Here is a 24,637-nt window from a genome sequence, read left to right on the forward strand (position 1 = left end):
GAGAGGCCTTATTCCGTTCCCCGGGGGATTTTTACGTGCGGCTTTCTGCCAGGCTTTCCGTTACTTGATCGGCGATGCTGTTTTTGCGAATTTCCACGCTGCGGACGCGATGGCTTTCTCTTTCGCGCACGATGAAAATGATTTCGTTCCAGATCACCTGGCCCTCGGAATCGTCTTCCGGAAGCTGGTTGTACAGCCAGCCGCCGATCGAATCGACCTCGTCGTTCTGAATGTCGGTGCCGAGCAGCTCGTTAATGTCCGACAGCAGCACTTTTCCGTCCACGATATAATGGTCTTCTCCGATTTTTTCGATCGGCTTCTTTTCGTCCGCGTCGAATTCGTCCCGGATTTCGCCGACGATTTCTTCCAATATATCCTCGATCGTGATCAGTCCCGACGTTCCGCCGTATTCGTCCAGCAAAATCGCCATATGCACTTGCTCTTGCTGCATTCTTTTGAGCAGGCTGTTGACGGGCATCACTTCGGGAACGGCCAGGATCGGCCGAATCAGGGACCGGATGTCGGTCGACGAAGGATCGGTCACATATTCGATGAACAGCTTTTTCGTATTGATGAACCCGATGACGTTGTCTTTGCTTTCGCTGACGACCGGATAACGGGTGTATTGTTCGGTGCGGATGATGCTCATGTTTTCTTCCAGCGATTTGTTCGTGTACAAGCAGACCATATCGGTGCGGGGCACCATGATTTCGCGGGCGAGCAGCTCGTCGAAGGCGAAAATGTTTTCGACGTAGCCGTACTCCGTCTTGTTGATATTGCCGCTTTCGTAGCTGTCGGACAAAATGATGCGGATTTCTTCTTCCGTGTGCGCTTCTTCATGCTCGCTTGCCGGTCTCATGCCCATCAGGCGAACGAGGAAGTTGGCCGATCCGTTCAGGACCCAAATAAACGGGTAGGCGGCTTTATGGAACCAGATGATGGGTCTTGCGACCAAAAACGAGATTTTCTCCGCGATGTTGATCGCTACCGATTTCGGAGCGAGCTCGCCAAGCACGACGTGAAGGTAGGTCATGGCGGCAAAAGCGATCAGATACGAAAACAGGCTGCTGATTTCGGGGGTCAAGCCCCACTCGTCGAACCACGGGTGCAATATCTTTTCCACGGTCGGTTCGCCCAAGGCGCCGATGCCGAGCGCGGTAATCGTAATGCCCAACTGACACGCGGACAAGTAGCCGTCCAGATTGGTCGTGACTTTTTTAACCGCAAGCGCGCCCTTGCGTCCTTCTTGAACGAGTTGGTCGACCCGGCTGGGACGAATCTTGATGATGGCAAACTCGGTAGCGACGAAAAAGGCGGTAAGGAAAATCAATACGGCAACCAAAACTAGATTGACGACCAATTCACTGCTCAGCTCCTGTTCGAATTTTTAGGAAAAGTTCTTATGAACTTATGATAAGATTTCGTGCTTTGATTCTCAAATGGCGTTTTGGGCGGTATCGGACGGTATTCGCCGATTTTGGTTCATAATGGACCATGAATTGGATGGGGGACGATCTTTTTTTGCTTTGACATTCAAATGCCGTCATTTTAAGATGAGTTCATAAGAACTTGTGAAAAGAAGGTGGCCGAAAGATGGAAACCTTTACGCTGACCCGCCGGGAAATGGCGTTGTTTCTTATGGCGCTATCGGGCACTTGCCCCAAATCCCCGCTCGTCGTGCTGCAGGATGCCTGGATACGCGCGCACCGGGAGGACATGGAACAGGGAAAATCGTTTTCCGTCCTGCTGTCCACGCTGCTGCCCCAAGCGTTCGAAAAGCTCGTCAAGGGCCAGAAGCTGACGGGGTTTTCCCTTCACGATATTGTTTCCTTGGGCAATTTGATCGAATACACGAACTTTTCCATTACCTCGATGCAAAATTGGGTGAAACGGGATTTCAAGGCTTATTTGGGAACGCCGAAGGCCGGCAAGAAATACTCTCTCAACCAAATGGTCATGCTGTTCATTATCGAGGATCTCAAATCGTCGCTCGATTTCGAATCGATCCGCAAGCTGTTCGAAATTTTGTTCGGCCGGTCGGAAACCCCCGCGCGGCCGATGATCGACCCGCTCAAGCTGTATCAGTCGTATTCCGCGTTGTTCGAGGAACTGGACGAAAACAACGACCAGCTGCTGGATGTGCCGATTCATGACGGCAGCCTGCGCAATCACGACGCGTTCATCGAACAGCGGATCATGCAGAAGACGGAGAACTTCGTGAAGTCGCTGGAGCAATTGAAGACCGAGGAACGCGAAACGGTCCGCAACGTGCTGATCATCGCGCTGATCTCCGTGCAGACCGCTTTTTTCCATTCGTTGTCCCGCCGGTATTGGAACGCCACGCTGTTTTTGCGGCATTTGCAGACGATGTAGGGCGAAGGCGCTTGACAGGATTCGCCTCAGTTGGCTATAATCATGGCATACTTTTGTGGCTGCGAAGAGGAACAGTAGCTTTATTCGCGTTATCCAGAGAGCCGGCGGCAGGTGCAAGCCGGTTGACGCAAACGGCGAACTCGCCTCGGAGCCTTCGCGCGTAATCCGATCGGAACAATCGTTGCGGCCGGCAAGCGCGGCGTTTCCTCCCCGTTACCGGAGGCAAAGTGGACGGATGCCCAAGCAGGGCGACGTCAACTAGGGTGGTACCACGGGAATCCGACTCTCGTCCCTAGCGTTTTTCGCTGGGGCGGGAGTTTTTTGCTTTGTACGGGACGGCGTTCGGGCCGCGGCGCGGGCAGCCTTCGGCGACCGCGATTCCGCGCGATCGGACGGCTCCCGGGAACATTTTTTCCACAGGACAGAGAGGGGCTATAGCGCCATGACGCAGGACCAGCAGCACACCGGCTATCGGCCGCAGCACATCGAACCCAAATGGCAGCGCTATTGGGACGAAAACAAGACGTTCCGCACGACCGAGGACAAGGACAAACCGAAATTTTACGCCCTCGACATGTTCCCGTATCCGTCCGGAGCGGGGCTTCACGTCGGTCATCCGGAAGGCTACACGGCAACCGATATCGTCAGCCGCTACAAGCGGATGAGAGGCTACAACGTCCTTCATCCGATGGGCTGGGACGCTTTCGGCCTGCCCGCCGAGCAGTACGCGTTGCAGACGGGACGCCATCCGCGCGACATTACGGTGGAGAACATCGACAACTTCCGCCGGCAAATCAAGTCCCTCGGCTTCTCGTACGATTGGGACCGCGAGTTCAGCACGACCGATCCCGATTATTACAAATGGACGCAGTGGATCTTCATCCAGCTTTACAAGAAGGGGCTTGCCTACGTCGCCGAAGTTCCGGTCAACTGGTGCCCGGCGCTCGGCACGGTCCTTGCGAACGAGGAGGTCATCAACGGCCTCAGCGAACGCGGGAATCACCCGGTCATCCGCAAGCCGATGCGCCAATGGATGCTGAAAATTACCGAATACGCCGAACGTTTGCTGGAAGATCTCGAGGAGCTGGACTGGTCCGAGAGCATCAAGGACATGCAGCGCAACTGGATCGGCAAGTCGACCGGCGCGGAAGTGACGTTCGCGGTCGAAGGCTTTGCGGACTTGGCGCTGACCGTGTTTACGACGCGTCCGGATACGCTGTTCGGGGCGACGTATTGCGTGCTTGCCCCGGAGCACGAGTTTGTCGGGACAATCACGACCGAGGCGCAGCGAGGCGCGGTCGAAGCTTATATCGAGCAGGCTTCGCGGAAGAGCGATTTGGAGCGTACCGACCTGGCGAAGGACAAGACGGGCGTGTTCACGGGCGCATACGCGGTCAACCCCGTGAACGGGGCGAAGCTTCCGGTCTGGATCGCCGATTACGTCCTGGGAGGGTACGGCACCGGAGCGATCATGGCGGTGCCGGGCCACGACGAGCGGGACTGGGAGTTCGCGAAGAAGTTCGGCCTCGACATCGTCGAAGTCGTCAGCGGCGGCAATGTGGCGGAAGCCGCGTACAGCGGGGACGGCGAGCATGTCAACTCCGGCTTTTTGAACGGATTGTCCACCCCGGACGCGATCGCCAAGATGATTTCCTGGCTGGAAGAAAACGGGCGCGGCCGGGGCAAGGTCACGTACCGGCTGCGCGATTGGCTGTTCAGCCGCCAGCGCTACTGGGGCGAGCCGATTCCGATTTTGCACTTCGAGGACGGGACGATGGAACCGGTGCCGGAAGAGGAGCTGCCTTTGCTGCTTCCGGACGTGGAGTCGATCACGCCGTCGGGAACGGGCGAGTCGCCGCTCGCCAACGTGACGGAGTGGGTCGAGGTGACCGACGCGAAAGGCCGCAAGGCCCGGCGCGAGACGAACACGATGCCGCAATGGGCGGGCAGCTGCTGGTACTACCTGCGGTTCATCGATCCGCATAACGACAAGGAAATTTGCGCTCCCGACAAGCAGAAGGAGTGGCTGCCGGTCGATCTGTACATCGGCGGGGCCGAGCATGCGGTGCTTCATTTGCTGTACGCCCGCTTCTGGCACAAGGTGCTGTACGACCTCGGCGTCGTGTCGACGAAGGAGCCGTTCCACAAGCTGGTGAACCAGGGAATGATTCTCGGCACGAACAACGAGAAGATGTCCAAATCCCGCGGCAACGTCATCAATCCCGACGACATCGTCAAGGAATACGGAGCCGACACGCTTCGCATGTACGAAATGTTCATGGGACCGCTCGAAGCGACGAAGCCTTGGAACACGAACGGCGTCGAAGGCATGTTCCGGTTCCTTGGCCGCGTTTGGCGTTTGTTCGTCGAGGACAGCGGCCAACTGAGCGCGAAAATTCAGGACGCGCCGGGAGACGAGGCTTTCCGCCGCATCTGGCACAAGACGGTCAAGAAGCTGACCGAGGATTTCGAAGCTTTGCGTTTCAACACGGGGATCAGCCAATTGATGATCTTCGTCAACGAAGCGTACAAAACCGAAACGCTGCCGAAGCAGGCGATGGAGCATTTCGTCCAATTGCTGTCGCCGCTCGCGCCGCACATCGCCGAAGAGCTGTGGCAGAAGCTCGGTCACGACGAATCGATTGCGTACGCGCCGTGGCCGGAATACGATCCGGCGCTTACGGTCGACGCGGAAATCGAAATCGTGGTGCAGGTGAACGGGAAGATCGCCGATCGCGTCTCCATTCCGTCCGATCTGGACGAAGCGGGCATGCGGGAGCTGGCGTTCGGCCTCGATAAGGTGAAAGAGCTGACAGACGGCAAAACGGTTCGCAAAGTGATCGCGGTCAAAGGCAAGCTTGTCAATATCGTAGCGAATTGACGAAGAAGGGGCGGCACCTCTCGATTGAAGAGGGCCGCCCCGTTTTATTTTCGGGAGAGACGATGCAAGCTTTGTTCGGTTCAAGTTCGGCGACTGCCGCCGCTAGGGATTGCCATGCCGCTCCTGAAGCTTGCGAAGCCGAAGCAGCGATTCCGCTTTTTCCACGTCCTCCGCGAACTTCTCGTGGGTCGTCCGCAGCACGCGCGGAAAGGCGCCCTTGGTCGCGTCGCGCAACTCGGCGAGCGCCGCCGCCGTTATGCCTCCGGGCACGGATACCCTTCGCTGCAGCTCGGCGGGCGAGCATCCGGACTTTTGCAGCATCCGGGAGGTGCCGAGCAGCATTTCGCAGGCGAGCGTGCTGGCGGTTTGCCGGTTCATCCCGGTTTCGGTCGCGGCCGCTTCGATAAATTGCTCGAGCAAAAACGCAAAAAACGCCGGCCCGCAGCTGGACAGGTCGGAAGCGACCCGGACCTCATCCTCGCGGATCTCCACCGGACGGCTGATCGCGGAGAACAAGCCGAGCAGCGAGTCGCGGTCGTCTCCGTTCAATCTTTCGCCGAACATAAAAAGAGAAGCCCCGTTTCCGACGGAATTGATCACGCTCGGAATGATTTTCGCGACCTTGGACGGAACGATTTCTTCCAAAGACGCGATCCGGATCGGACTCGTAATCGAGACGACGATCTGATCCCGCGAAAGCGCGGGAACGATGTCATCCAGCACCGTCCGGAAATCGGACGGTTTGACGCACAGAAAGACGAGCTTTGCGTCCTTCGCGCCCGAACGGTTGTCTGCGGCGACAGCGAGGCCGGGATAACGGGCAGCCAGCGCTTCCGCCTTGGAGCGCGTCCGGGTGGCTATCGTCACTTGCTCCGGCATCAAGGCCCCGGCTTCGATCAGCGCTTCCGTCAACAGACTTCCCATGCTGCCTGCCCCAATGAAGCACACGTTCATGCTTCCTTCCCTCCTCACCGACGCTGACTTCACCCCATTGTATGAGGGACGGTTTGGCCGACATGACGCAAAACGTTAAAAAAATTACAAGGAGTGAGCTTTATGCGCAATGATTTCGGCCGCGGTTCTTCCGCCGCGAGGAAAACGGCGGTTGTCGCCGCGGCGGCAGCCGTGCTGCTGCTCGGATTCGCTTTGTCGCAACCGACGAAAAACGGGGAGCTTCCGGAATGGCAGCCGGTGAACGGGGCAGTAGCGAAATCGTTGGACGTTTTGCGGAATGGCGAAGCATCGGAGCAGGGGAATCCGCCGGCCTCCCCGCTCGTTGCCGCCGCCGCGACGGAGAAGGAGCCCGGGGCGCCGGCCTCTCCGGACAATTCGTCAAGCGGGACCGATCCCGAAGCTGCCGGGTCTCAAGCGCTGTCGGAGGGGGCGGCGAGCCAGCCGGCGGATTCGGCGGAAGCGGGCGCCAGGCCGGCAGCCGCGGCGAACTCGCCGACGTCCGCAGGCGGGACGGATGTTAAGCCGTCGGAGGATTCCGCAGCCGCAGGCGAGCAAGCCGCTCCGGCGGTCGTCTCCGGACGGATGAACATTAACGCGGCGACGGCGGAGCAACTGGACGAGCTGCCGGGCATCGGCCCTTCGAAAGCGAACGCCATCGTCGAATACCGCGAGGCCAACGGCAGGTTCAAGACGGTCGAAGAACTGAAAAACGTCAAGGGAATCGGCGACAAGCTGTTCGCCGACATCCGCGATTGGGTGGCGATCGGTGCCCCCTGACCTCCGTTTGCGGGTGTCCGAATGAAAAGCACGATGGAAAATTTTCAGCGAAAGTTCCCAAACGACGGGGAATTCCTTCCCAATTGGTCGGAAATATGCGACAATAAGGGGGAAATGATCGAATGAACAATCGTTGGGAGGATTATCCATGAGCGAAGAACGGAAATTGTCGTTGGAAACGCTTGCTATTCATGCCGGACAGCAGTTGGACCCGACTACTTTATCGAGAGCGGTCCCCATTTACCAAACGTCTTCATACGGTTTTCGAGATACCGATCATGCGGCGGACCTGTTCGCGCTGAAACAGTTCGGCAACATCTACACCCGAATCATGAATCCGACCTCCGACGTGTTCGAACAGCGCATGGCCGCGCTGGAAGGCGGAGCGTGAGCGCTGGCCGTCGGTTCCGGACAAGCCGCCATCACCTACTCGATCTTCAACCTTGCGGGCGCGGGCGACGAGATCGTTTCGGCCTCGAGCCTTTACGGCGGTACATACAACCTGTTTTCGACGACGCTGCCGAAGCTGGGCATCAACGTCAAGTTCGTCGACCCTTCCGACCCGGAAAATTTCCGGTCCGCGATCACACCGAACACGAAGGCGCTGTACGCGGAAACGATCGGCAATCCGAGAGGCGACGTGCTGGACATCGCCGCCGTCGCGAAAATCGCGCACGACAACGGCATTCCGCTCATTATCGATAATACGTTCGCCACTCCGTACCTGTGCCGGCCGATCGATTTCGGAGCGGATATCGTCGTCCACTCGGCAACGAAGTTTATCGGGGGCCATGGGACGTCGATCGGGGGCGTCGTCGTCGACGGGGGCAAGTTCGACTGGAAAGCTTCGGGCAAATTCCCCGGCCTGACGCAGCCGGACCCGAGCTATCACGGAGTCGTCTATACGGATGCGGTCGGCCCGATCGCGTATATTATTAAAATGCGCGTGCAGCTTTTGCGGGACATGGGAGCCGCGCTCGCGCCGTTCAACTCGTTCCTGTTTTTGCAAGGGCTGGAGACGCTGCATCTTCGCATGGAGCGCCACAGCAGCAACGCGCTGGCCGTCGCCCGGTTTTTGGAGAAGCATCCGGCGGTCAAGTCGGTGAATTACGCCGGACTGCCGGAGCATCCGTCGCACGGGCTGGCGCAAACCTATTTGCCCAAAGGCCAGGGCGCCATCCTGACCTTCGAGATCGAAGGCGGCGTCGAAGCCGGCAAAAAGGTCATCAACTCGGTCAAACTGTTTTCCCATCTCGCGAACGTCGGCGATTCCAAATCGCTTATTATCCATCCGGCCAGCACGACGCATCAGCAGCTTTCCGAGCAGGAGCAGGCGGCCGCCGGCGTTCAGCCGGGGATGATTCGCCTGTCGGTCGGGACGGAAGGCATCGACGATATTTTGTACGATCTGGATCAGGCTTTGAAGGCAAGTCAGGAATAAAGCATAATTAGACGTTTCCGGCACGCCGCTCCGGCGCCGGACGGGAGGAGTCAGTTCGCCATGGCGACATCCGTGCGCAAAGATTGGGACACTTATTTTATGGATATCGCGTTCATGGTTTCGACCCGGTCGCGCTGTCCGCGGCGGCATGTCGGCGCCGTATTGGTGCAGGGAAAAAAATTGCTCGGCACCGCCTACAACGGGGCGCCGATGGGAGTGCCGGATTGCTCGGAAGCGGGCTGCATGATCGTGGAGGAGTTCGAGCCCGCCCCGGGAGGCGGAACGGAATCGATGGTCAAAAAGCAGCGCTGCATCCGGACGATCCACGCCGAACAAAATTTGCTGCTGTTCACCGACCGCATTGACCGCGAAGGGTCGACGGTGTACGTGACCGATCAGCCGTGCTGGACGTGCGCGAATATGCTCGCCAACAGCGGCATCAAGGAGATCGTGTACCGCCGGCCGTACGCGAAGGATCATGACAAGGTTTCCGCCCTGATGGCGCGGAAGGGCCTCGTGTTTCGGCGGATCGAGGAGTATACGCCGCCTCCGGACACCGAAGTCCAGGATGAAGCGAATTGAATAGCGAATCGTCAGAGCGACAAGGAAGAACCTTTCGCGCCCGCGGGCGTCGGAGGTTCTTTTTTTGCGTTCCTGCAAGAAGGTTTGAAGCAAGCCGAGGTTAGGCCAGGCCAAGTCGAAAAAGGAGGAGGAACGGAAATGGCGAAGAGGCCGCTTGTCGCTTTTGCGGGGTGCTGGGCGGCGGGAAATGCCTCCCTGTCGCTGTGGGCCGGCTGGCCGGCGTTTGCGGCGGTCGCGGGAATGCTGATGCTGCTCCTCGCCTATGCCTGCATCTCGCGAATGCCTTGGCGCATCGCGCTCGCGCTCGCTCTCGCCGTCGCGCTGTCCGCGGGCGAGCGGGCATGGTTCGAATCACGGAACGTTACCGTCCTGGACGAGCTGCTTGGCGAGCCGGACGGCCGGCTAGCGGTCGCGGCCGGAAAGCTGATTTCTCCCCCCGATATCGACGGAGATGTCGTCACGTTCCGAATGGCGGTCTCCCGGATTGCGGGTCGGACCGTCGAGCCGAAGGAGAAGCTGCTCGTTCGGGTTAGGCTTTCCGCCGAATCGGAAATCGGGACCGCGGGAACGTGGAAGCGCGGGGACGGCGTCCGCGTCGAAGGGGAGCTGGAGCTGCCCGGGACGGCGACCAACTTCGGCGGCTTCGATTACCGCGCGTATTTGAAACGCGAGCGCGTTCATTGGGTGCTGTCCGCCGACGGCGCCGGCGCCGTCGAGCGGTCGGGCGAGCGCGTGTCCTGGCCGGATGCCGCGTTGCGCTGGATCGACGAACGGCGGGCGGGTATCGGCAAGCTGATGGACGAGCTGTACGGCGAGGCGGATGCCGGCTACATGAAAGGGCTCGTCGCCGGCATTCGGGAAGATCTCGATCCGGAGCAGTTCGACGTCTTCGCCAAGCTCGGGCTGACGCACGTGCTTGCCATCTCCGGCCTTCACGTCGGCGTCGTCGTTTTTTTGCTGCTCCGCCTCGGCGCGTTGTTTCGGCTGAGCCGCGAACGGTCGCTGGACGCGACGATCGCGGCAATGCCGGTCTACATGCTGCTGACGGGAGCTTCTCCTTCTGCCGTAAGAGCGTGTCTGATGGCGATGCTGGCGCTTTTTTTGGCGCGAAAAAACCGGCTCAAGGACGGACTCCACCTTTTGGCAGCATCCGCCCTGGCCATGCTGATCGTGAATCCGATCATGATCGAAAACGTCAGCTTCCAGCTTTCGTTTATCGTGACGTTGGGACTGATCGCGCTGGTGCCGCTCGTGTCCGCATGCCTCCCTGTCCGGAACAAATCGCTTCGCGGCGCGCTGGCGGTCGCGATAACGGCGCAAGCTTGCTCGCTGCCGGTCTCGATCTTTTATTTTCACCAGTTTCACTTGCTGTCGTTATTGTCCAACCTCGTGCTCGTACCGTTCATCAGCTTTATCGTGATGCCGCTCGGCATGGCGTCGGTCGTACTCGGAGCGGCGTGGCAGCCCGTCGGGGCTTACGCGGCCTGGGCCGCTTCCTGGTGCAACCGGCTCACCTTTGCCGCGACGGGGCGACTGCAGGCGATCGACGGCATGCAGACGTACTGGCCCCAGCCTTCGCTGCTTTGGGTTGCGGCGGGCTACGTTTTGCTGGGCGCGAGCGCCGCGCTGCTCAAGGCGGGGCTGACCCGGCGGCGGGAGAACGAAGCGTCGGCGCGGCGTCGGGCCGAGCGGCTGAGGCGGGAGGCGGACATGCGGTTCGACGCGGAGCGCAGGGCAAGCCTCGTTGCGGCTTACGCCGGTTCTTTGCAAAGCGAGGGGAACGATACGAAACCGCTGTTCGGCGGGGAGGCGGAACCGTCGGCGGAATGGCCGAAACCGGGGCTGACGGGGAATGCGGGAATCGTCCGGTTCGGGGCGCTGATTGCGCTTGTCCTGTGGGCCGGGTGGCTTATATGGGGCCTGCAGCCCGCATGGCTGAACCGCGACGGCTCGGTGGCGTTTCTCGATGTCGGGCAGGGCGACGGCATTTTGATCCGCACCGGAAAAGGCCGGCATATTCTGGTGGATGCGGGAGGAACCGTAACGTTTCGCAAGGAGGACGAGGCGTGGCGGGAACGCCGCGATCCGTACGAAGTGGGACGGAAAACGGTCGTGCCGCTGCTCAAGGCGCGCGGCGTTCGGGAGTTGGATGCGCTGGTGCTGACGCACCTGGACCAGGATCATATCGGCGGGGCGGCGGCCGTGCTCGGCGCGTTTCCGGTGCGCTCGGTTTTGTTCAACGGAACGCTCAAGCCGGCGGCGGAAGCGCTTCGCGTATTCGAGCTGGCGCTTCGGTCGGGAGCGAACGTCTATGCGGTCCGCGAAGGCATGACGTGGGAGATCGACGAGACGGCGCAAATCGAGGTGCTGTATCCGGCGGAGGAAACCGCGCGCCCGGACAACGCGATTCCCGTCGCGGAAGAGCAAAACGACCGAAGCGTCGTGCTGCTGCTGAATATGTACGGACGTCGGTTTTTGCTTCCGGGCGATTTGGAAAAGCAAGGGGAAGCCGCCGTCGTTAACCGGCTTGCGGAACGGGGAGCCGGGCCGGAGACGGCCGCCGTCGACGTGCTGAAAGCGGGCCACCACGGGAGCAAAACGTCGACGACGGCGATTTGGCTCATGCGCTGGAGTCCCGGAGAGGTCGTCATATCGGCCGGCCGCAACAATTTTTACGGGCATCCGCACCCGTCCGTTCTCGAACGGTTGAAGCGGATGAATATTCCGTATGCCAGAACCGACCTGAACGGCGAAATCCAGTACAGGGTATCGCCCGACGGACGGCTCGCCAAACGCATGAAGCTGGGAAGCTCTTCCGATTCGTAGCCTTTTTGCGAAAAATTTTCCGTAACCGATTGCCGGACAGACAAACGATAAGTTTTTTGCTAGACTGTGAATGTTGGCGTCTTCGGCCTCCCGAAATCCGCGACGGATAAAATTCCCTGCGGAGCGGGACATGCGGGATGCAACCTTTTAACGAAAGATCGCGTCAATGGAAGTGCAGGGGAGGAGGATCTTCTGTGGTGGAGCTTAGCCTGATCAAAGCTGCGCAAGCCGGCGATCGCGACGCCCTTGTCGCGCTGCTCCGCGAGATCGAAAATCAAGTTTACCGAACGGCCTATTACTTATTGAATAACGAGCAGGACGCTTTGGACGCTTCGCAGGAGGCGCTTATCCGCATTTATAGCAAAATCGGTTCCTACGAGGAGAAAGCCCAGTTCCGCACATGGGTTCAGCGCATCGTGACGAACATCTGCATCGACAAGTTCCGTCGCAGCCGCCCTTCCGTATCCATCGACGAGCACGAGCTGGTTTTTCACGCTACCGACGACGTGGAAGGGGAAGTGATGGCGCATTACGCGGCCGAGGACATCCGCGAGGCGATCGGCAAGCTGCCCGAGCATCATCGGACGGTCGTCGTTTTGCGGTATTTGCAGGATTTTTCGTACAACGAAATTGCGGATTCGTTGAATTTGCCGCTTAATACGGTCAAGTCTTATTTGTTTAGAGCCCGGCAACAGCTGCAAGTGCTGCTGCATGATTATCGGAAAGGTGGTGTCCGGGGATGAATTGCGAAGAGGTGATGGAACTCATGCAGCGTTCGCTTGACGGAGATCTGAGCCTGCAGGAACAAACGCGCATGACGGATCATATTCGAGCATGCCCGGAATGCGCGGTTTTGCTCGAGCGCCTCGTCCGCCTGTCGAACAACCTGGCCGACCTGCCCCGAGTAGAGCCCCGTTTCAGCCTGGTGGACGCCATTTTGCCGAAGCTGGACCAAATCGATGCCGAACGGGAAGCCGCTCGCGCGGAAGGGAAGGACAACGGTTCCTCCGAAGCCGACGCGATTCCCGCAGCCGGCGCCGAAGCCGAAGCCGAGACCGAAGCTGAACTCGAAGCCGAAGCCGAAGCGGAAGCCGAACGCGCCAAGCCCGCGGCCCGCCCTTCGCGGCCGTGGAAGCGCCGGCTGGGGGCGATCGCGGCGGCGGCTGCCGTCGTCGCGGCGGTTATCCTCTCCGATCCATCCTCCTGGTTATCCCGGTCGGAGATGGACCGCGCCGCATCCGACGCGAGCGAAAGCTTCAGCTTGAAAATGATGAAGCAGGAAGCCCCCGCGGCCGAAAATTCGGCTTCGGCGGACGAGGCGGCTCCCGAAGCCCGGGGCTTCGCCGTCGAACCCGATGCGAATTCCGGCATCGGGCAGGAAAGCGCGGCGGTTCCGCCGCTGACGGAATCGAACGGCGCGGGCGAGCAGGGGCAAGCGCAAGCGGGCGACTCCGGCGGAGCGCCGGCTTCGGAAGCCCCGGAATCCGGGGGATCGGCTCCGGGGGCGCCCGCCCGCGGGAACTCGGAAACCGAAGCGCCGACGTTAGGGGGGCCGGTTCCCGCAGCCCCGCCGACCGAAGGAGCGGCCCCCGGCTTCTCCGCGGCCGAGAAGCCCGTTGCCGGCGAACCGGAAGCGGAGACGCCGGCAGACGGCGGCGGCACGGGGGAAGCTTCGGGGATGAACGTGCCGGAAGATTCGGCCCCTTCCTTGACGAGCGCTTCGATCCCGTCGCCGGACGGTTCGCGCTACGCGCTGGTGGAGAGCGAGAGGTTGAAGGTTTACGCCGCCGACGGCGCGCTCCTGTTCGAGAGCGGATTGACGGGGAGCTTTTCCGACGTGCGTTGGAGCGAAGACGGCGCCGAGCTGTATTACGCGTTCGCGGAAAGCGACGGGAAAGCGACGAGCTATGCGTGGAGCGCGGAAAAGGGAGAGCAAGCGGCGCCGTAAACGGGCGCACCTTTCGGCCGCAAACTGCGTATAGTGTATCGAACGGCGAAAGCCGACAGAAGGACGAAGGTCGCGGTCGTTCGCGCGCGGTACCATGGACCGGGCCGGCGGACGTTGACATAGATGTCCTACGACAAAGGGATCGCGCCTTGACTGGGCGCGGTCTCTTTGTTGTTTTTTTGCCGAACTGCACGTATAATTTTTCAGATAAGCGACGAAGGAGGTCGTCCGATATATCGGCTCGGCCGGAATTCGCGAACGGAAAGGAGTTCGTTATGGAATCCAGTCAAGCTTTCCGCGAGCTGCGCGACGGCAAAATCCGCCCGCTATACGTTTGCTACGGCACCGAAGCGTATCGCATGAACGAATTCGCGGAGCAGTTGGCGGGCAAACTGATCGAACCGGAACACCGCGACATGGCGATCGTCCGCTTCAGCACGTCGGAGGTTTCAATCGACCAAATCGTCGACGAAGCCGAAACGCTTCCGTTTCTCGTGCCTTATAAGCTGGTGTTCGTGCGCGACAGCGTCGTGTTCGCTTCGGCGGGCAAGGAATCCGCCAAAATCGAGCACCGAACCGAACGGCTCCTGGACTATATGCGAACGCCGTCGGAAACGACGATACTCGTCTTCCTCGTCCCTCACGAAAAGCTGGACGAACGCAAAAAACTGACCAAAACCGCCAAGCAAGCCGACAACGTCGTTCGTTTCGCGCAGCTGTCGGCGGACGATTTGATGCAATGGATCGCCCGCAGGGCGGAAAGGCAAGGACGGCGCTTCGAAACGTCCGCGCTGGATGAGCTGCTGCGCCGAATCGGGACGGATATGGGATCGCTCGCCGCGGAAACGGACAAGCTGTGCCTGCATGCCGGCGATCGGGGACGGTAACCGCCGCGTCGGTCGCGGAGCTTGTGCCGGCCAGCATCGAACAAAGCGTGTTCAAGCTGACGGAGGAGATCGCTGCGCTGCGCACGGACAAGGCGCTCGCGCTTTATTACGATTTGCTCAAGCAGCGGGAAGAGCCGATCAAGCTGACGGCGCTGCTCGTCAGGCAATTCCGCAACATGCTGTTCATCAAGGAGCTGGCGAAGCAAGGCTATACGCCGCAGCAAATGGCCGGCCAGCTCGGGCTGCACCCGTATGCGGTGAAGGTGACGAGCGAGCATATCCGCGGCTTCAGCACCGAGCGGCTGACGGCGCTGCTGAGCCGGCTTGCCGAGCTCGACTACGAGATGAAGACGGGACAAGTGGAAAAAACGCTCGGCCTGGAATTGTTCCTGATGGAAGCGGGAACGCCGACAGGCTGACGGACAGGCCTGGACCCCGGCAAACGAAAAAAGCCGTTCGATGCGTCGAAACGCAAAGATCGGCTTTTTGGCGCTGCTTATGTCAGAAACAAGCTTACGCTTGTTGGGACAGAGCGTTCAACTTTTTGGCCAGGCGGGATTTTTTGCGGGCAGCCGCATTTTTATGGATGAGGCCTTTGGTTACCGCTTTGTCCAGCTTCTTCTGAGCCAATTGAAGGGCTTCTTTAGCAACGTTCACATCGGTTCCGACAACCGCTTGGTCAGCCTGTTTGACGGCCGTACGGAGGGCGGATTTTTGGGAAGCGTTACGCAGACGGCGCTTCTCGCTCGTCTTGGTCCGTTTGATGGCGGATTTGATATTCGGCATTCATTTCACCTCCCACTGCAAAACAAGAAGTATTTCTCCACACAACTTGTAACATTCTATCATGCAGGGGGGCAAAACGCAAGCAAATCCCGGGCGCGCCTTAAGCGAACGGAATTCAAACGAACGAAAGGGGCAACGCCAACGTGGGCGATCGAGATTTGGACTTAAGCGCATACGGAGTAAGAACCGATCTGGCATTGGAAGCCAGGGAAGCGGCGCAGACCGACGAGAACGGCAGCATCCCCGGCGTGACGAGCGAGACGAACAAGGAAAACGGAATTACCGTCACGCGAATGCATATTCAAAACGAGGAAGGCGCGAACCGTATCGGCAAAATGGTCGGCCATTACGTCACGTTGGAGGTGCCGGAACTGCGTCGCGGGGATTCGGATTTGCAGGATAAAGTGGCGACGGCGTTCGCCCGCGAATTCGAAACGTTTTTGCAGCGGATCGGAGTCGGAGCTTCCGCCAGCATTTTGATCGTCGGGCTCGGCAACTGGAACGTGACGCCGGATGCCCTCGGTCCGCTCGTCGTCGAAAACACGATGGTCACCCGGCAATTTTTCGAGCTGATGCCCGACCAGGTCAGTCCGGGCTATCGCGCCGTGAGCGCGGTCGCTCCGGGGGTGCTCGGCACGACAGGCATCGAGTCGAGCGATATCGTGCAAGGCATCGTGAACCAATCCAAGCCCGATGTCGTCATCGCCATCGACGCGCTGGCCGCCCGTTCGCTGGACCGGGTCAATACGACGATCCAGATCGCGGATACGGGCATCCACCCCGGCTCCGGCATCGGCAACAAGCGCAAAGGGCTCACCCGCGACATCCTCGGCGTGCCGTGCATCGCGATCGGCGTGCCGACGGTCGTCTACGCCTCCACGATCGTCAACAATACGATGGACATGGTAATCGAGCACATGAAAAAACATACCGACAATACCGCGCCGCTGTTCGGCGTCTTCGGCTCGATGGCCGAGCAGGAGCGGCTGCAGCTCGTCAAGGAGGTGCTCGATCCGGTCGGGCACAATTTGCTTGTAACGCCGAAGGAAATCGACCAGTTCATGGAGGATATCGCCAACATTATCGCGAGCGGGCTGAACGCCGCGCTTCACGAAGCGGTGGATACCGACAACGTCGCGGCTTATACGCATTAAACGAATGAGAGGCGAAAAAAACGAAACGAAAGCTAACCGTCGTTAGGTGTCGCCTGCGATCGGTTAGCTTGTTTTTTATTGTTGTTAGCATAACAAAATCAGATTATAATCAATCGCAACGGCTACATTCCTCCCGAAAAAGGGGGTGACAAAGTGAGCAGAAGGGGGTTTCGCCTGCCGTCTTTCCTGCGTTGGCCCGCTCAACGAATGGAAGGAAAGCTGCTGATCGTCTTTTTGTTTTTGATCATCCTGCCGATCGGAATCCTCAGCTACGTGTCCGCCCTCCGTTATTCCGATTCTATCGAGCGCAATACGGCAGCCTATGTCACTCAAATGACCGACAAAACCATGGGCAAGTTGGACGACTACATTGCCGACATGAGAAAGATTTCCATCATTCCTTCTTATCTGGACGCCATCCAGGCCGGTTTGAAAATGTCCAACCAATACTACGAAGGGCGCGCGCTGCCCGAAGAAAACGTTCCGAGCCTGCTGCCCGGAGACCAGCAAAGAACGATCGATATCCAGCGAAAAATCGGCAGCAGCATTTATTTTTTGAACAATATCAAGCAGGGAACGAATACGGTTTACCTGTTCGACCGGTTCGGGAACGTTTATTACGCCGTCAAAAGCTCGGGAATCCGCTCGGATTTGCGAACCGTTTACCCGAAATGGCGGGAAATGGCGGCCGAAGCGCACGGCGCTCCCGTTCTCGTCAGCACCCAGGAGGTCGGGGAGTGGGCGAGCGGCAAACGGTACGTCTTTACCGTCGTCCGGCAAATCATCGATCCTTCGACGTACGAGCCGCTCGGGATGATCGCGGTCGACGCGAACATCGGCGTCATCGAAAGCATCGTCCGGGACATGGACGACACGACATCGGGAACGACGCTCATCGTCGACGACGGCGGGAAGGTCATTTACGACAGCGGCCGCCAATATTTGGGCCAAACGTGGCCGGAGAACGATCTTTTGAGGCAAACGGCCGGGCCGGAGGGAAGCTTCCGCGCCGCTAGCGGCGGGGAGCGGGTTTTGACGATTTACAAGCGATCGGAGGTGACCGGCTGGAAGGCGCTCGTCGCCATTCCGGAGCGAACGCTGACGGCGGAAGCTCGGCTTATCCGCAACCAGACGCTCGTGTTCGCCACGCTCATCGTCGGGTTCGCGCTGCTGATCTCGCTCGTATCCGCTTTCGCCCTGACGCGGCCGCTTCGTTCCCTCGTGCGTCTGATGAAAAAAGTGCAAAAAGGCAATCTCGACGTCGTATTTCCCGTCGTCCGAAGAGATGAAATCGGCTTGGTTGGCAGCGCTTTCAATCGGATGATCGACCGGGTGAAGCTGCTCATTGCCGATATTTACGCGATGGAGCAACGGAAAAAGGAGGCGGAGCTGCAATCGCTGCAGCAGCAAATCAACCCGCATTTTATTTACAATACGCTGGAATCGATCCGGATGACGGCCGTTTTGCACGACGACGACGAAGTGGGGGATATGGCCCAACTGCTCGGCAAGCTGCTCAGGTACAGCATCCATGCAGGCAAGGAGACCGTTCCGCTCGCAAGGGAATGGGAGCATTTGCGAATGTACGTCAAGCTGCTGAACTACCGGTATTCGGATCGCTTCGCGCTGGAGCTGCCGGAGGCGGAGGAACCGATTCAGGTGATGAAGCTGCTGTTTCAGCCGATCGTGGAAAATGCCGTTTATCACGGGCTGGACGAATCGAAGCCGCATTTGCGCATTCGCATCGAAAGCCGGGTCGAAGGGGCCGACCGGCTGTTCGCCGTAGCCGATGACGGGGGCGGAATGGAGCCGGATACGCTGCTGCGGCTCCGGTCGAGCCTGAACCGGCCGCCCGGGGAGTGGGACGGCAGGGGGATCGGGCTGCGCAACGTGCACGAACGGCTGAAGCTGCGATACGGGGAAGCATACGGCCTTGCGGTCGACAGCGAACCCGGCCGCGGAACGGTCGTAACGGTTCGCCTGCCCGCGGGCTGAACCGCGAATTTCATCCGAAAAAAGGAGGACGAACGATGCTGAAGGTTGCCGTTGTCGACGACGAGGAACGAATCCGGCTCGGACTAGCCAAGCTGATCGAGAAGACGGACGAATTTTGCCGGGTGGTCGGATGCTACGCGAGCGGGCAGGATTTGCTCGACCGGCTGCACGGGGAGGAAGCCGACCTGGTGATCACCGATATCAAAATGCCGCAAATGGACGGCCTTCAATTGATCGGCGAGCTTCGCCGCAGGCGGCCGGAAATCAAGCTGGCGGTCGTCAGCGGGTTCAGCGACTTCAGCTTTGCGAAGCGGGCAATCCGGCTCAACGTGCAGGATTATTTGCTCAAGCCGGTCGACCGGGAGGAACTCGAACAGCTGCTGATCCGGGTCAGAGCCGAGGTCGAAGGACGGCGGGAACGCGGCGATCCGGCCGATTCCGAGCTCCTCCGGCGGGAATCCGACAACAGCGCGGTCGAAGCGGTCAAAGCGTTTATCCGCGAGCACTACCGGGAGGAGCTGGAGCTTTCGAAGCTGGCGGAGACGGTGTATTTGACGCCGAGCTACTTGAGCAAGCTGTTTCGGCACGTAACCGGGGAAACGATCACCGATTACTGGATCGGCGTGAGAATCGGGAGGGCGAAGGATTTGCTGCGCGAACGCCGCGAGCTCAAAACGTACGAGGTCGGAGAACGGGTCGGATACGCCGATCCGGCCTACTTCAACAAAGTGTTCAAGAGGACGGCCGGCATGACGCCGAAAGAGTATCGGGAGCGGGCCGGACTTGCGCGCAGCGCCGAAACAATGCCCAATAAAAGACAATAAAAACAAACGGGCTCCCTTATATTCCCGCTTCAATCCTTTTATAATCTCGTATGAAAGCGGTGCCACGAAGGCAGATCGGCGAGGAGAGGATAAAGGAGGGGGCAAAAAACGTGTTTCGGATGAGCTACAAAAAGCAGCGAATCGCCATCTTGTTCGGATTTTTAACCGTTCCCGTGCTTTTGTGCTTGACGTTTTCGTTTTATCCGGCGTTTTCGATGCTGGCGTACAGCTTCACCGATTGGAGCGGCGTCGGCTGGGACATGAAATGGGTGGGCTTTGCCAACTACGCCGAAATTTTCTCGCGCCCGGACATTTTCGGAACGTTCAAAAACAACGCTTATTATTTCGTCGGAGGACTCGTTCAGACGGCGGTCGCGCTCTATTTTGCCGTCATTTTGAGCGGCCGTCTCAAGGGGCGGAACTTTTTTCGCGCGAGTCTGTTTCTGCCTTACGTCCTGCACGGCACGGCGATCGTCATCATGTTCCGGGCGCTGTACCATGCCGAATACGGATCGTTGAACCTGCTGCTCGGCGAAGTCGGCTTGGCCGGCTGGCAGCGAATGTGGCTCGGGGACCCGGCGCTCGTCAACGTATCGCTCGCCTTCATTTCCGTCTGGAAGTACATGGGGCTGAATATGGTCATTTTTATCGGGGCGCTGCAATCGATCCCGCACGACTATTACGAAGCCGCGAAAATCGATGGGGCGTCGTCCTGGCAAACGTTCCGTTTCGTCACGTTCCCGTCCATCCGGCGCGTCGTCGAGCTGATGATGATTTTGACGCTGACCGGCGCGCTCGAAGCGTTCGAAATTCCGTACATCATGATGCTCGGCGCCAACGATACGTCCACCTTCGTCATTTCCACGCTCGATATGGCGTTCAAGTTTCAAAAGGCGGGGCTGGCCTCCGCGATGGCGATCGTGCTGCTGATCATGGTCGTCCTCGTGATCGCGGCGCAGCGGAAATTGTTGTTCCGGGAGGAGAAATAGGATGGTTCGCACCCCCGCATGGATACGGGCGCTTCAATACGCGACGCTGATCGTCGGCCTGTTTATCGTCTTTTTTCCGATTTATTCGGTATTCGTCGGTTCGTTCAAAACGCAGGTCGAATATTACCAGTCCGGCCTCCGGCTGCCCGAAAGCTTCCTGAACTTCGATAACTTCGCGAAGGTGTACGAGGTCGGCAAGCTCGGGCTCGGCTTTAAAAACATTTTGATCATCCTGGTCGTCGCCGTCGCCGGAAACGTGCTGCTCGGCACGATGACGGCTTACGCGCTCGGCCGTTTCGAATTCAAGCTGCGCAAGCCGATCATGGGCATGTATTTGATCGCGCAGATCATCCCGGCCATTACGACCCAGGTGGCGACGTTCAGCGTCATCCAGGCGCTGGGCGCCTACAACCGCCTGTCCGCTCCCATCTTGCTGTATATCGGCGCGGATGTGCTGCAAATCGTCATTTATCTCCAGTACATCAACAGCATCCCGAAGGATTTGGACGAAAGCGCGATGATCGAAGGAGCCTCTTTGTTTCGCATTTACCGCTCGATCATTTTTCCGCTGCTCGGTCCCGCGACCGCGACGCTCGTCATCCTCAAAACGATTCAAATCTACAACGACTTTTATACGCCCTATTTGTATATGCCCAGCCAGAAGCTTCGCGTCGTCTCGACGGCGATCTATTCGTTCGTCGGCCCGAACGCCGCGCAAATCAACGTGATTTCCGCCGGCATTCTCCTGATTTTTATCCCGACGGTAGTCGTCTTCCTGTTCATGCAGCGGTATATTTTCTCCGGGGTGACCAGCGGCGCGGTCAAATGACGATGTCCCGTTTCGCGAACGTTCGGTCTATGTTATGATAACGAAAAATTTGGCAATTCGGCGAAAATCGACCGAGCGAAAGCAGGGATCAGGTGTCCAGCAAAGTCACGATGCAGCAAATTGCCGAACGGCTCGGCTTGTCCAAGTTCGCCGTGTCCAAGGCGCTGTCCGGGAAGTCCGGCGTCAGCGCGGATACGCGCGCCAAAATTATCGAGACGGCGACGCAGCTCGGCTATTTCGCGCAAAATCGAACGAGCCGGGCGCGCGGGCGTTCGGCGGCGGGCGGAGAACGGAAGGGAGAGACGGTCGTCGTGCTCATCCCGAACGTGCGGTATCAAACCCGGGGGTCGCGATATTGGGGGAAAATTATCGACGGCATCGACTTCGCTCTCGAAAAACGGAAATTAGGCATGATGCTGGCGACGGAGCAGGGCGAGGGTTCGCTGGCGCGGCTGATCAATCCGGAGGGCGTGCTCGGGCTGATCGGCGTCGGGCTGATTTCGGGCCAGCAGCTGCTGGAAGTCCGGAGCCTGCGCATCCCGTTCGTCCTCGTCGACCACGAAGATCCGCTCGTTCCGGCCGACGCGCTGTTCGCGAACAACGGCGAAGGCATGCGGCGGATCGTCGACTATTTGATCGGCGAAGGGCACCTCCGGCTGCAGTTTGTCGGAAACATCCGGTATTCGCGCAGCTTTGGCGAGCGGTGGCTCGGGTTTCGTTCGGCGCTCGAGGAGCGGGAAATCGGCGGCTTCCAGGAGCCGGAATTGCTTGCGCTCGCGGGCGAGAACCGGTCCGAGCTGACGGAAGCGCTGGAGCCGATCCTTCGCCGCATGCTCGGCGAAGGGACGCTGCCGACGGCGCTCGTTTGCGCCAACGATTCGCTCGCCATTTGCGCCATGACCGCGCTGATGAAGCTCGGCGCGAGCGTGCCCGCGGACTGCTCGGTGACGGGGTTCGACAACATCGAGGACGCCGCGCTCGCGCGGCCGCCGCTGACGACCGTTCACGTGGACAAGGAAGGGCTCGGCCGGCGGGCGGTGGAAGCGCTGCTGCGGCGGATCGAACGTCCGGGAGAACCGCGGGAGCGGATTTTGCTGACGGGAGACGTCGTGCTGCGGCAGTCGGCAACCGCCCGAACGGGGCGAAACCGCGCCGGCGCATTTAGCATAACCGACGACAATAAAAACAAATGCATTGCCTTTTATCCCCTCCCATTTTCTCTATAATGAGTAAATGTAAGCGATGCCATCTCGTTAAATGGAATCCAATGGAACTCAAATCGATTGTTGGGGGGAACAAACGTGAAAAAAGTTTCGCCGGTCATCCTGATGGTCATGCTCGCCGCCGCCTTGCTTGCCGCCTGCAGCGGAGGCGACAACGGCAACAACGGTTCGTCGCCGTCCGCCTCGCCGTCTCCTTCGGCTTCGGAATCCGCTTCCGCGTCGCCGAGCGCCAGCTCGGAGCCGTCAGCTTCCGCGTTGACGGGGAAAATCAAAGTGCTGTCGCACCGGACCGATCTCGTGAACGACGGCACGATGGACAAATACGCGGCCAAATTCAAGGAAAAATACCCCGGCGCCGAAATCGAGTTCGAGGCGCTCACCAACTACGCGACCGACATTAAAGTAAGGATTACGACCGGCGAAGCCGGCGACGTCAACATGCTGGACGGGGGAATGGCGACGAGCGAGCTTCCCAACTATTACGAGCCGCTGCCGGATTCCATGTTCGAGGACGTTTATTTTCCCGATATCCGTTCCCACGAGGGCAAGCGCTACGGCATCACGACCGGCGTGAACACGCAGGGAATCGTCTATAACAAGACCGCGTTCGCCAAGGCCGGCGTCGACAAAGTGCCGACGACGCTCGACGAGCTGTACGACGCGGCCGCGAAGCTGAAAGAGGCGGGCATCATTCCGCTGTACATGAACTTCGGCGCCCAGTGGCCGATGACGAACTGGGGAGAAAATTCCTACGCCTACGTCGCCGGCGACGCGAAATGGACCGACACGCTTATCGCCCAGGAGGCTCCGTTCACGGTGGACGGACCGTGGGGCAAGCTGATCCAGATCGCCAGAACGTTCGTCGAAAACGAGTGGGTGGAGAAAGATTTGTCCACAAACAATTGGGAGATGTCCAAAGGCGAGATTGCTTCCGGCAAGGCCGCGATGTATTTTCTCGGCAACTGGGTCATTCCGCAGGTCATCGGCGCGGGGGCGAAGTCCGAAGATATCGGCTTCTTTCCGCTCCCGTACGACAACGGCGGCACGTACAACGTTCCGCTCGGCGGGGACTATTTTATCGGCGTAAGCGAGGACAGCAAAAACAAGGAGCTGGCCATCGCCTGGGTCGAGTTCTTCGTCAAGGAATCCGGCTACGTGGAAGATTCCGGCTTCATGCCGATCGTCAAAAGCCAGGAGCCGAAAGTGCCGCAAATGGCCGAGTTCGCTTCGTTTAACCCGAACTATATCGAAAGCGAATTCACCGACCCGCGGTACAACGAAATCGCGAACAAGGCCGAAATCGCGCTCGGCACCGGCAGCGTGGATCAGGAGCTGGTGATGGCGAAGGATTTGCAAAAAGCGTTCGACGACTTGAACCAAAAGTGGGCGAAGGCGAAAAAAGAGCTGGGGTACTGATCGCCGATCGAAAATTGATGAGCCGGGACCAAAACGGGACGGGGCTGCCCTGCGGCGCCTCGTCCTTCTTTATCCGCGAAAGATCCGGACAAGCTCGCGGGGGCACGGGTACGCCGCTCGGGCTGTACCGAATATTTGTCCGGCGACATCTCGATCGTCGATGTGCCTGAGTCCGCACTCAGTTGAGTAAAAATTACCCATCTCGATCATCTATACGCCTGGAACGCACTCCAGTTGAGTAAAAATTGCCCATTTCGACCGTCGATGCACCTGAATCGCACTCAGTTGAGTAAAAATTACCCATCTCGCCCGGCCATGCGCAAACAGCCTCGCGCAGGCCGAGGACATAAGGACATGCGGCCGGGTTTTTCGGAAAGCTTGGCAACGTTCTAGCCCGATTCGGAAATGCAGCTTCGGCTCCCTCATGCTTTGTCGTTTTAAAGCTCCATGCGAGTCCAATACGGCTCAAACCCGAATTTCCTCCAAAAGCGGACCCCGCGCGCGTTCGCATTCAGGACGTCAACGCACACCTTTGCGCCTTCGGGAAACGAAAAACGGATCAAATGCGCTAGCGCGCCGGTGCCGTATCCTTTGCGACGATGCTCTCTTCTTATATAAAACTGCCGAAGGTAAACGAACTTTTCGTCCGGCTCGAAATCGTCCTCTCCGAGTCGAAATACCGCGTAGCCGATAACTTGTTCGTCGTTCAAAAGGATCTCGATTTCCCATTCTCCCCGCAGCCAGCTCCTCAT

The 24,637-nt window shown here is 59.1% G+C and carries 18 protein-coding genes, 2 pseudogenes and 1 other annotated feature; of the genes and pseudogenes, 16 read left to right on the forward strand and 4 right to left on the reverse strand.

Annotation, left to right across the window (positions count from 1 at the left end):
- Positions 1 to 31: 31 nt before the first annotated feature.
- Complete coding sequence (locus JW799_RS18930) at positions 32 to 1,360, reverse strand: hemolysin family protein (RefSeq protein ID WP_080840578.1); 1,329 nt, start codon at positions 1,358 to 1,360, stop codon at positions 32 to 34.
- A gap of 233 nt (positions 1,361 to 1,593) precedes the next feature.
- Between JW799_RS18930 and JW799_RS18935 the strand changes: the two genes are divergently transcribed.
- Both JW799_RS18935 and leuS read left to right on the forward strand, forming a co-directional pair.
- On the forward strand, positions 1,594 to 2,373 hold the full coding sequence (locus tag JW799_RS18935) for a DUF1836 domain-containing protein (protein WP_205431165.1): 780 nt from the start codon (positions 1,594 to 1,596) through the stop codon (positions 2,371 to 2,373).
- 52 nt (positions 2,374 to 2,425) lie between these two features.
- Positions 2,426 to 2,670 (forward strand) — a binding site (T-box leader).
- 145 nt (positions 2,671 to 2,815) lie between these two features.
- The gene (gene leuS / locus JW799_RS18940) at positions 2,816 to 5,254 is read left to right on the forward strand and encodes a leucine--tRNA ligase (RefSeq protein ID WP_205431172.1); all 2,439 of its coding nucleotides are present in this window, start codon (positions 2,816 to 2,818) and stop codon (positions 5,252 to 5,254) included.
- A 102-nt stretch (positions 5,255 to 5,356) separates the two neighbouring features.
- On the opposite strand, the gene comER is transcribed toward leuS, so the two are convergent.
- A complete protein-coding gene (gene comER, locus JW799_RS18945; protein WP_205431173.1) occupies positions 5,357 to 6,208 on the reverse strand; it encodes a late competence protein ComER in 852 nt (283 codons plus the stop codon).
- Positions 6,209 to 6,310: 102 nt separating this feature from the next.
- Here comER and JW799_RS18950 point away from each other — a divergent pair, with 102 nt between their 5' ends.
- The 7 genes and pseudogenes from JW799_RS18950 (at position 6,311) to holA (ending at position 15,088) form a co-directional block, all read left to right on the forward strand.
- Positions 6,311 to 6,985 (forward strand): ComEA family DNA-binding protein, encoded by a 675-nt coding sequence (locus tag JW799_RS18950; RefSeq protein ID WP_205431174.1) that lies wholly within the window; start codon positions 6,311 to 6,313, stop codon positions 6,983 to 6,985.
- A gap of 148 nt (positions 6,986 to 7,133) precedes the next feature.
- A pseudogene (locus JW799_RS18955) lies at positions 7,134 to 8,426 on the forward strand (homocysteine synthase).
- 60 nt (positions 8,427 to 8,486) lie between these two features.
- Positions 8,487 to 9,008 (forward strand): deoxycytidylate deaminase, encoded by a 522-nt coding sequence (locus JW799_RS18960; RefSeq protein ID WP_080840572.1) that lies wholly within the window; start codon positions 8,487 to 8,489, stop codon positions 9,006 to 9,008.
- Positions 9,009 to 9,146: 138 nt separating this feature from the next.
- Entirely contained in the window at positions 9,147 to 11,834 is a 2,688-nt protein-coding gene (locus JW799_RS18965; RefSeq protein ID WP_205431175.1) for a ComEC/Rec2 family competence protein, read from the forward strand.
- Between the two features lie 194 nt (positions 11,835 to 12,028).
- Positions 12,029 to 12,577 carry an RNA polymerase sigma factor gene (locus tag JW799_RS18970; RefSeq protein WP_080840570.1) on the forward strand — a complete coding sequence of 183 codons (549 nt, stop codon included), beginning with the start codon at positions 12,029 to 12,031 and terminating at the stop codon, positions 12,575 to 12,577.
- Positions 12,574 to 13,782 carry an anti-sigma factor family protein gene (locus JW799_RS18975; protein ID WP_205431177.1) on the forward strand — a complete coding sequence of 403 codons (1,209 nt, stop codon included), beginning with the start codon at positions 12,574 to 12,576 and terminating at the stop codon, positions 13,780 to 13,782. Before JW799_RS18970 ends, JW799_RS18975 begins: the two co-directional genes overlap by 4 nt.
- A 359-nt stretch (positions 13,783 to 14,141) precedes the next feature.
- Positions 14,142 to 15,088 (forward strand): annotated as a pseudogene (holA, locus tag JW799_RS30270) (DNA polymerase III subunit delta).
- Positions 15,089 to 15,182: 94 nt separating this feature from the next.
- Here holA and rpsT read toward each other — a convergent pair.
- Complete coding sequence (gene rpsT / locus JW799_RS18985; protein WP_080840567.1) at positions 15,183 to 15,455, reverse strand: 30S ribosomal protein S20; 273 nt, start codon at positions 15,453 to 15,455, stop codon at positions 15,183 to 15,185.
- A gap of 143 nt (positions 15,456 to 15,598) precedes the next feature.
- Here rpsT and gpr point away from each other — a divergent pair, with 143 nt between their 5' ends.
- The 7 genes from gpr (at position 15,599) to JW799_RS19020 (ending at position 23,885) form a co-directional block, all read left to right on the forward strand.
- Entirely contained in the window at positions 15,599 to 16,609 is a 1,011-nt protein-coding gene (gene gpr / locus JW799_RS18990) for a GPR endopeptidase (RefSeq protein ID WP_205431179.1), read from the forward strand.
- Positions 16,610 to 16,762: 153 nt separating this feature from the next.
- Positions 16,763 to 18,604, forward strand: a complete 1,842-nt coding sequence (locus tag JW799_RS18995) for a cache domain-containing sensor histidine kinase (protein ID WP_338026297.1) — start codon at positions 16,763 to 16,765, stop codon at positions 18,602 to 18,604.
- A gap of 35 nt (positions 18,605 to 18,639) precedes the next feature.
- Positions 18,640 to 19,428 carry a response regulator gene (locus JW799_RS19000; protein ID WP_080840564.1) on the forward strand — a complete coding sequence of 263 codons (789 nt, stop codon included), beginning with the start codon at positions 18,640 to 18,642 and terminating at the stop codon, positions 19,426 to 19,428.
- Between the two features lie 110 nt (positions 19,429 to 19,538).
- Entirely contained in the window at positions 19,539 to 20,417 is an 879-nt protein-coding gene (locus JW799_RS19005; protein WP_080840563.1) for a carbohydrate ABC transporter permease, read from the forward strand.
- 1 nt (position 20,418) lies between these two features.
- Entirely contained in the window at positions 20,419 to 21,246 is an 828-nt protein-coding gene (locus JW799_RS19010) for a carbohydrate ABC transporter permease (RefSeq protein WP_080840562.1), read from the forward strand.
- A gap of 92 nt (positions 21,247 to 21,338) precedes the next feature.
- The gene (locus JW799_RS19015) at positions 21,339 to 22,472 is read left to right on the forward strand and encodes a LacI family DNA-binding transcriptional regulator (RefSeq protein ID WP_080840561.1); all 1,134 of its coding nucleotides are present in this window, start codon (positions 21,339 to 21,341) and stop codon (positions 22,470 to 22,472) included.
- 75 nt (positions 22,473 to 22,547) lie between these two features.
- Positions 22,548 to 23,885 (forward strand): ABC transporter substrate-binding protein, encoded by a 1,338-nt coding sequence (locus tag JW799_RS19020; protein WP_245809833.1) that lies wholly within the window; start codon positions 22,548 to 22,550, stop codon positions 23,883 to 23,885.
- A gap of 437 nt (positions 23,886 to 24,322) precedes the next feature.
- Here the strand turns inward: JW799_RS19020 and JW799_RS19025 are convergent, their stop codons facing one another.
- Positions 24,323 to 24,637: a GNAT family N-acetyltransferase gene (locus tag JW799_RS19025; protein ID WP_205431181.1), complete on the reverse strand. Its 315-nt coding sequence runs from the start codon at positions 24,635 to 24,637 to the stop codon at positions 24,323 to 24,325.

The organism is Cohnella algarum (assembly GCF_016937515.1).
GTDB lineage: Bacteria > Bacillota > Bacilli > Paenibacillales > Paenibacillaceae > Cohnella > Cohnella algarum.

Bases quoted from the DNA above. Each gene is read 5' to 3' on its own strand.
- JW799_RS18935 (WP_205431165.1), top strand. From the start codon at position 1,594: ATGGAAACCTTTACGCTGACCCGCCGGGAAATGGCGTTGTTTCTTATG.
- leuS (WP_205431172.1), top strand. From the start codon at position 2,816: ATGACGCAGGACCAGCAGCACACCGGCTATCGGCCGCAGCACATCGAA.
- comER (WP_205431173.1), bottom strand. From the start codon at position 6,208: ATGAACGTGTGCTTCATTGGGGCAGGCAGCATGGGAAGTCTGTTGACG.
- JW799_RS18950 (WP_205431174.1), top strand. From the start codon at position 6,311: ATGCGCAATGATTTCGGCCGCGGTTCTTCCGCCGCGAGGAAAACGGCG.
- JW799_RS18960 (WP_080840572.1), top strand. From the start codon at position 8,487: ATGGCGACATCCGTGCGCAAAGATTGGGACACTTATTTTATGGATATC.
- JW799_RS18965 (WP_205431175.1), top strand. From the start codon at position 9,147: ATGGCGAAGAGGCCGCTTGTCGCTTTTGCGGGGTGCTGGGCGGCGGGA.
- JW799_RS18975 (WP_205431177.1), top strand. From the start codon at position 12,574: ATGAATTGCGAAGAGGTGATGGAACTCATGCAGCGTTCGCTTGACGGA.
- rpsT (WP_080840567.1), bottom strand. From the start codon at position 15,455: ATGCCGAATATCAAATCCGCCATCAAACGGACCAAGACGAGCGAGAAG.
- JW799_RS19000 (WP_080840564.1), top strand. From the start codon at position 18,640: ATGCTGAAGGTTGCCGTTGTCGACGACGAGGAACGAATCCGGCTCGGA.
- JW799_RS19010 (WP_080840562.1), top strand. From the start codon at position 20,419: ATGGTTCGCACCCCCGCATGGATACGGGCGCTTCAATACGCGACGCTG.
- JW799_RS19025 (WP_205431181.1), bottom strand. From the start codon at position 24,637: ATGAGGAGCTGGCTGCGGGGAGAATGGGAAATCGAGATCCTTTTGAAC.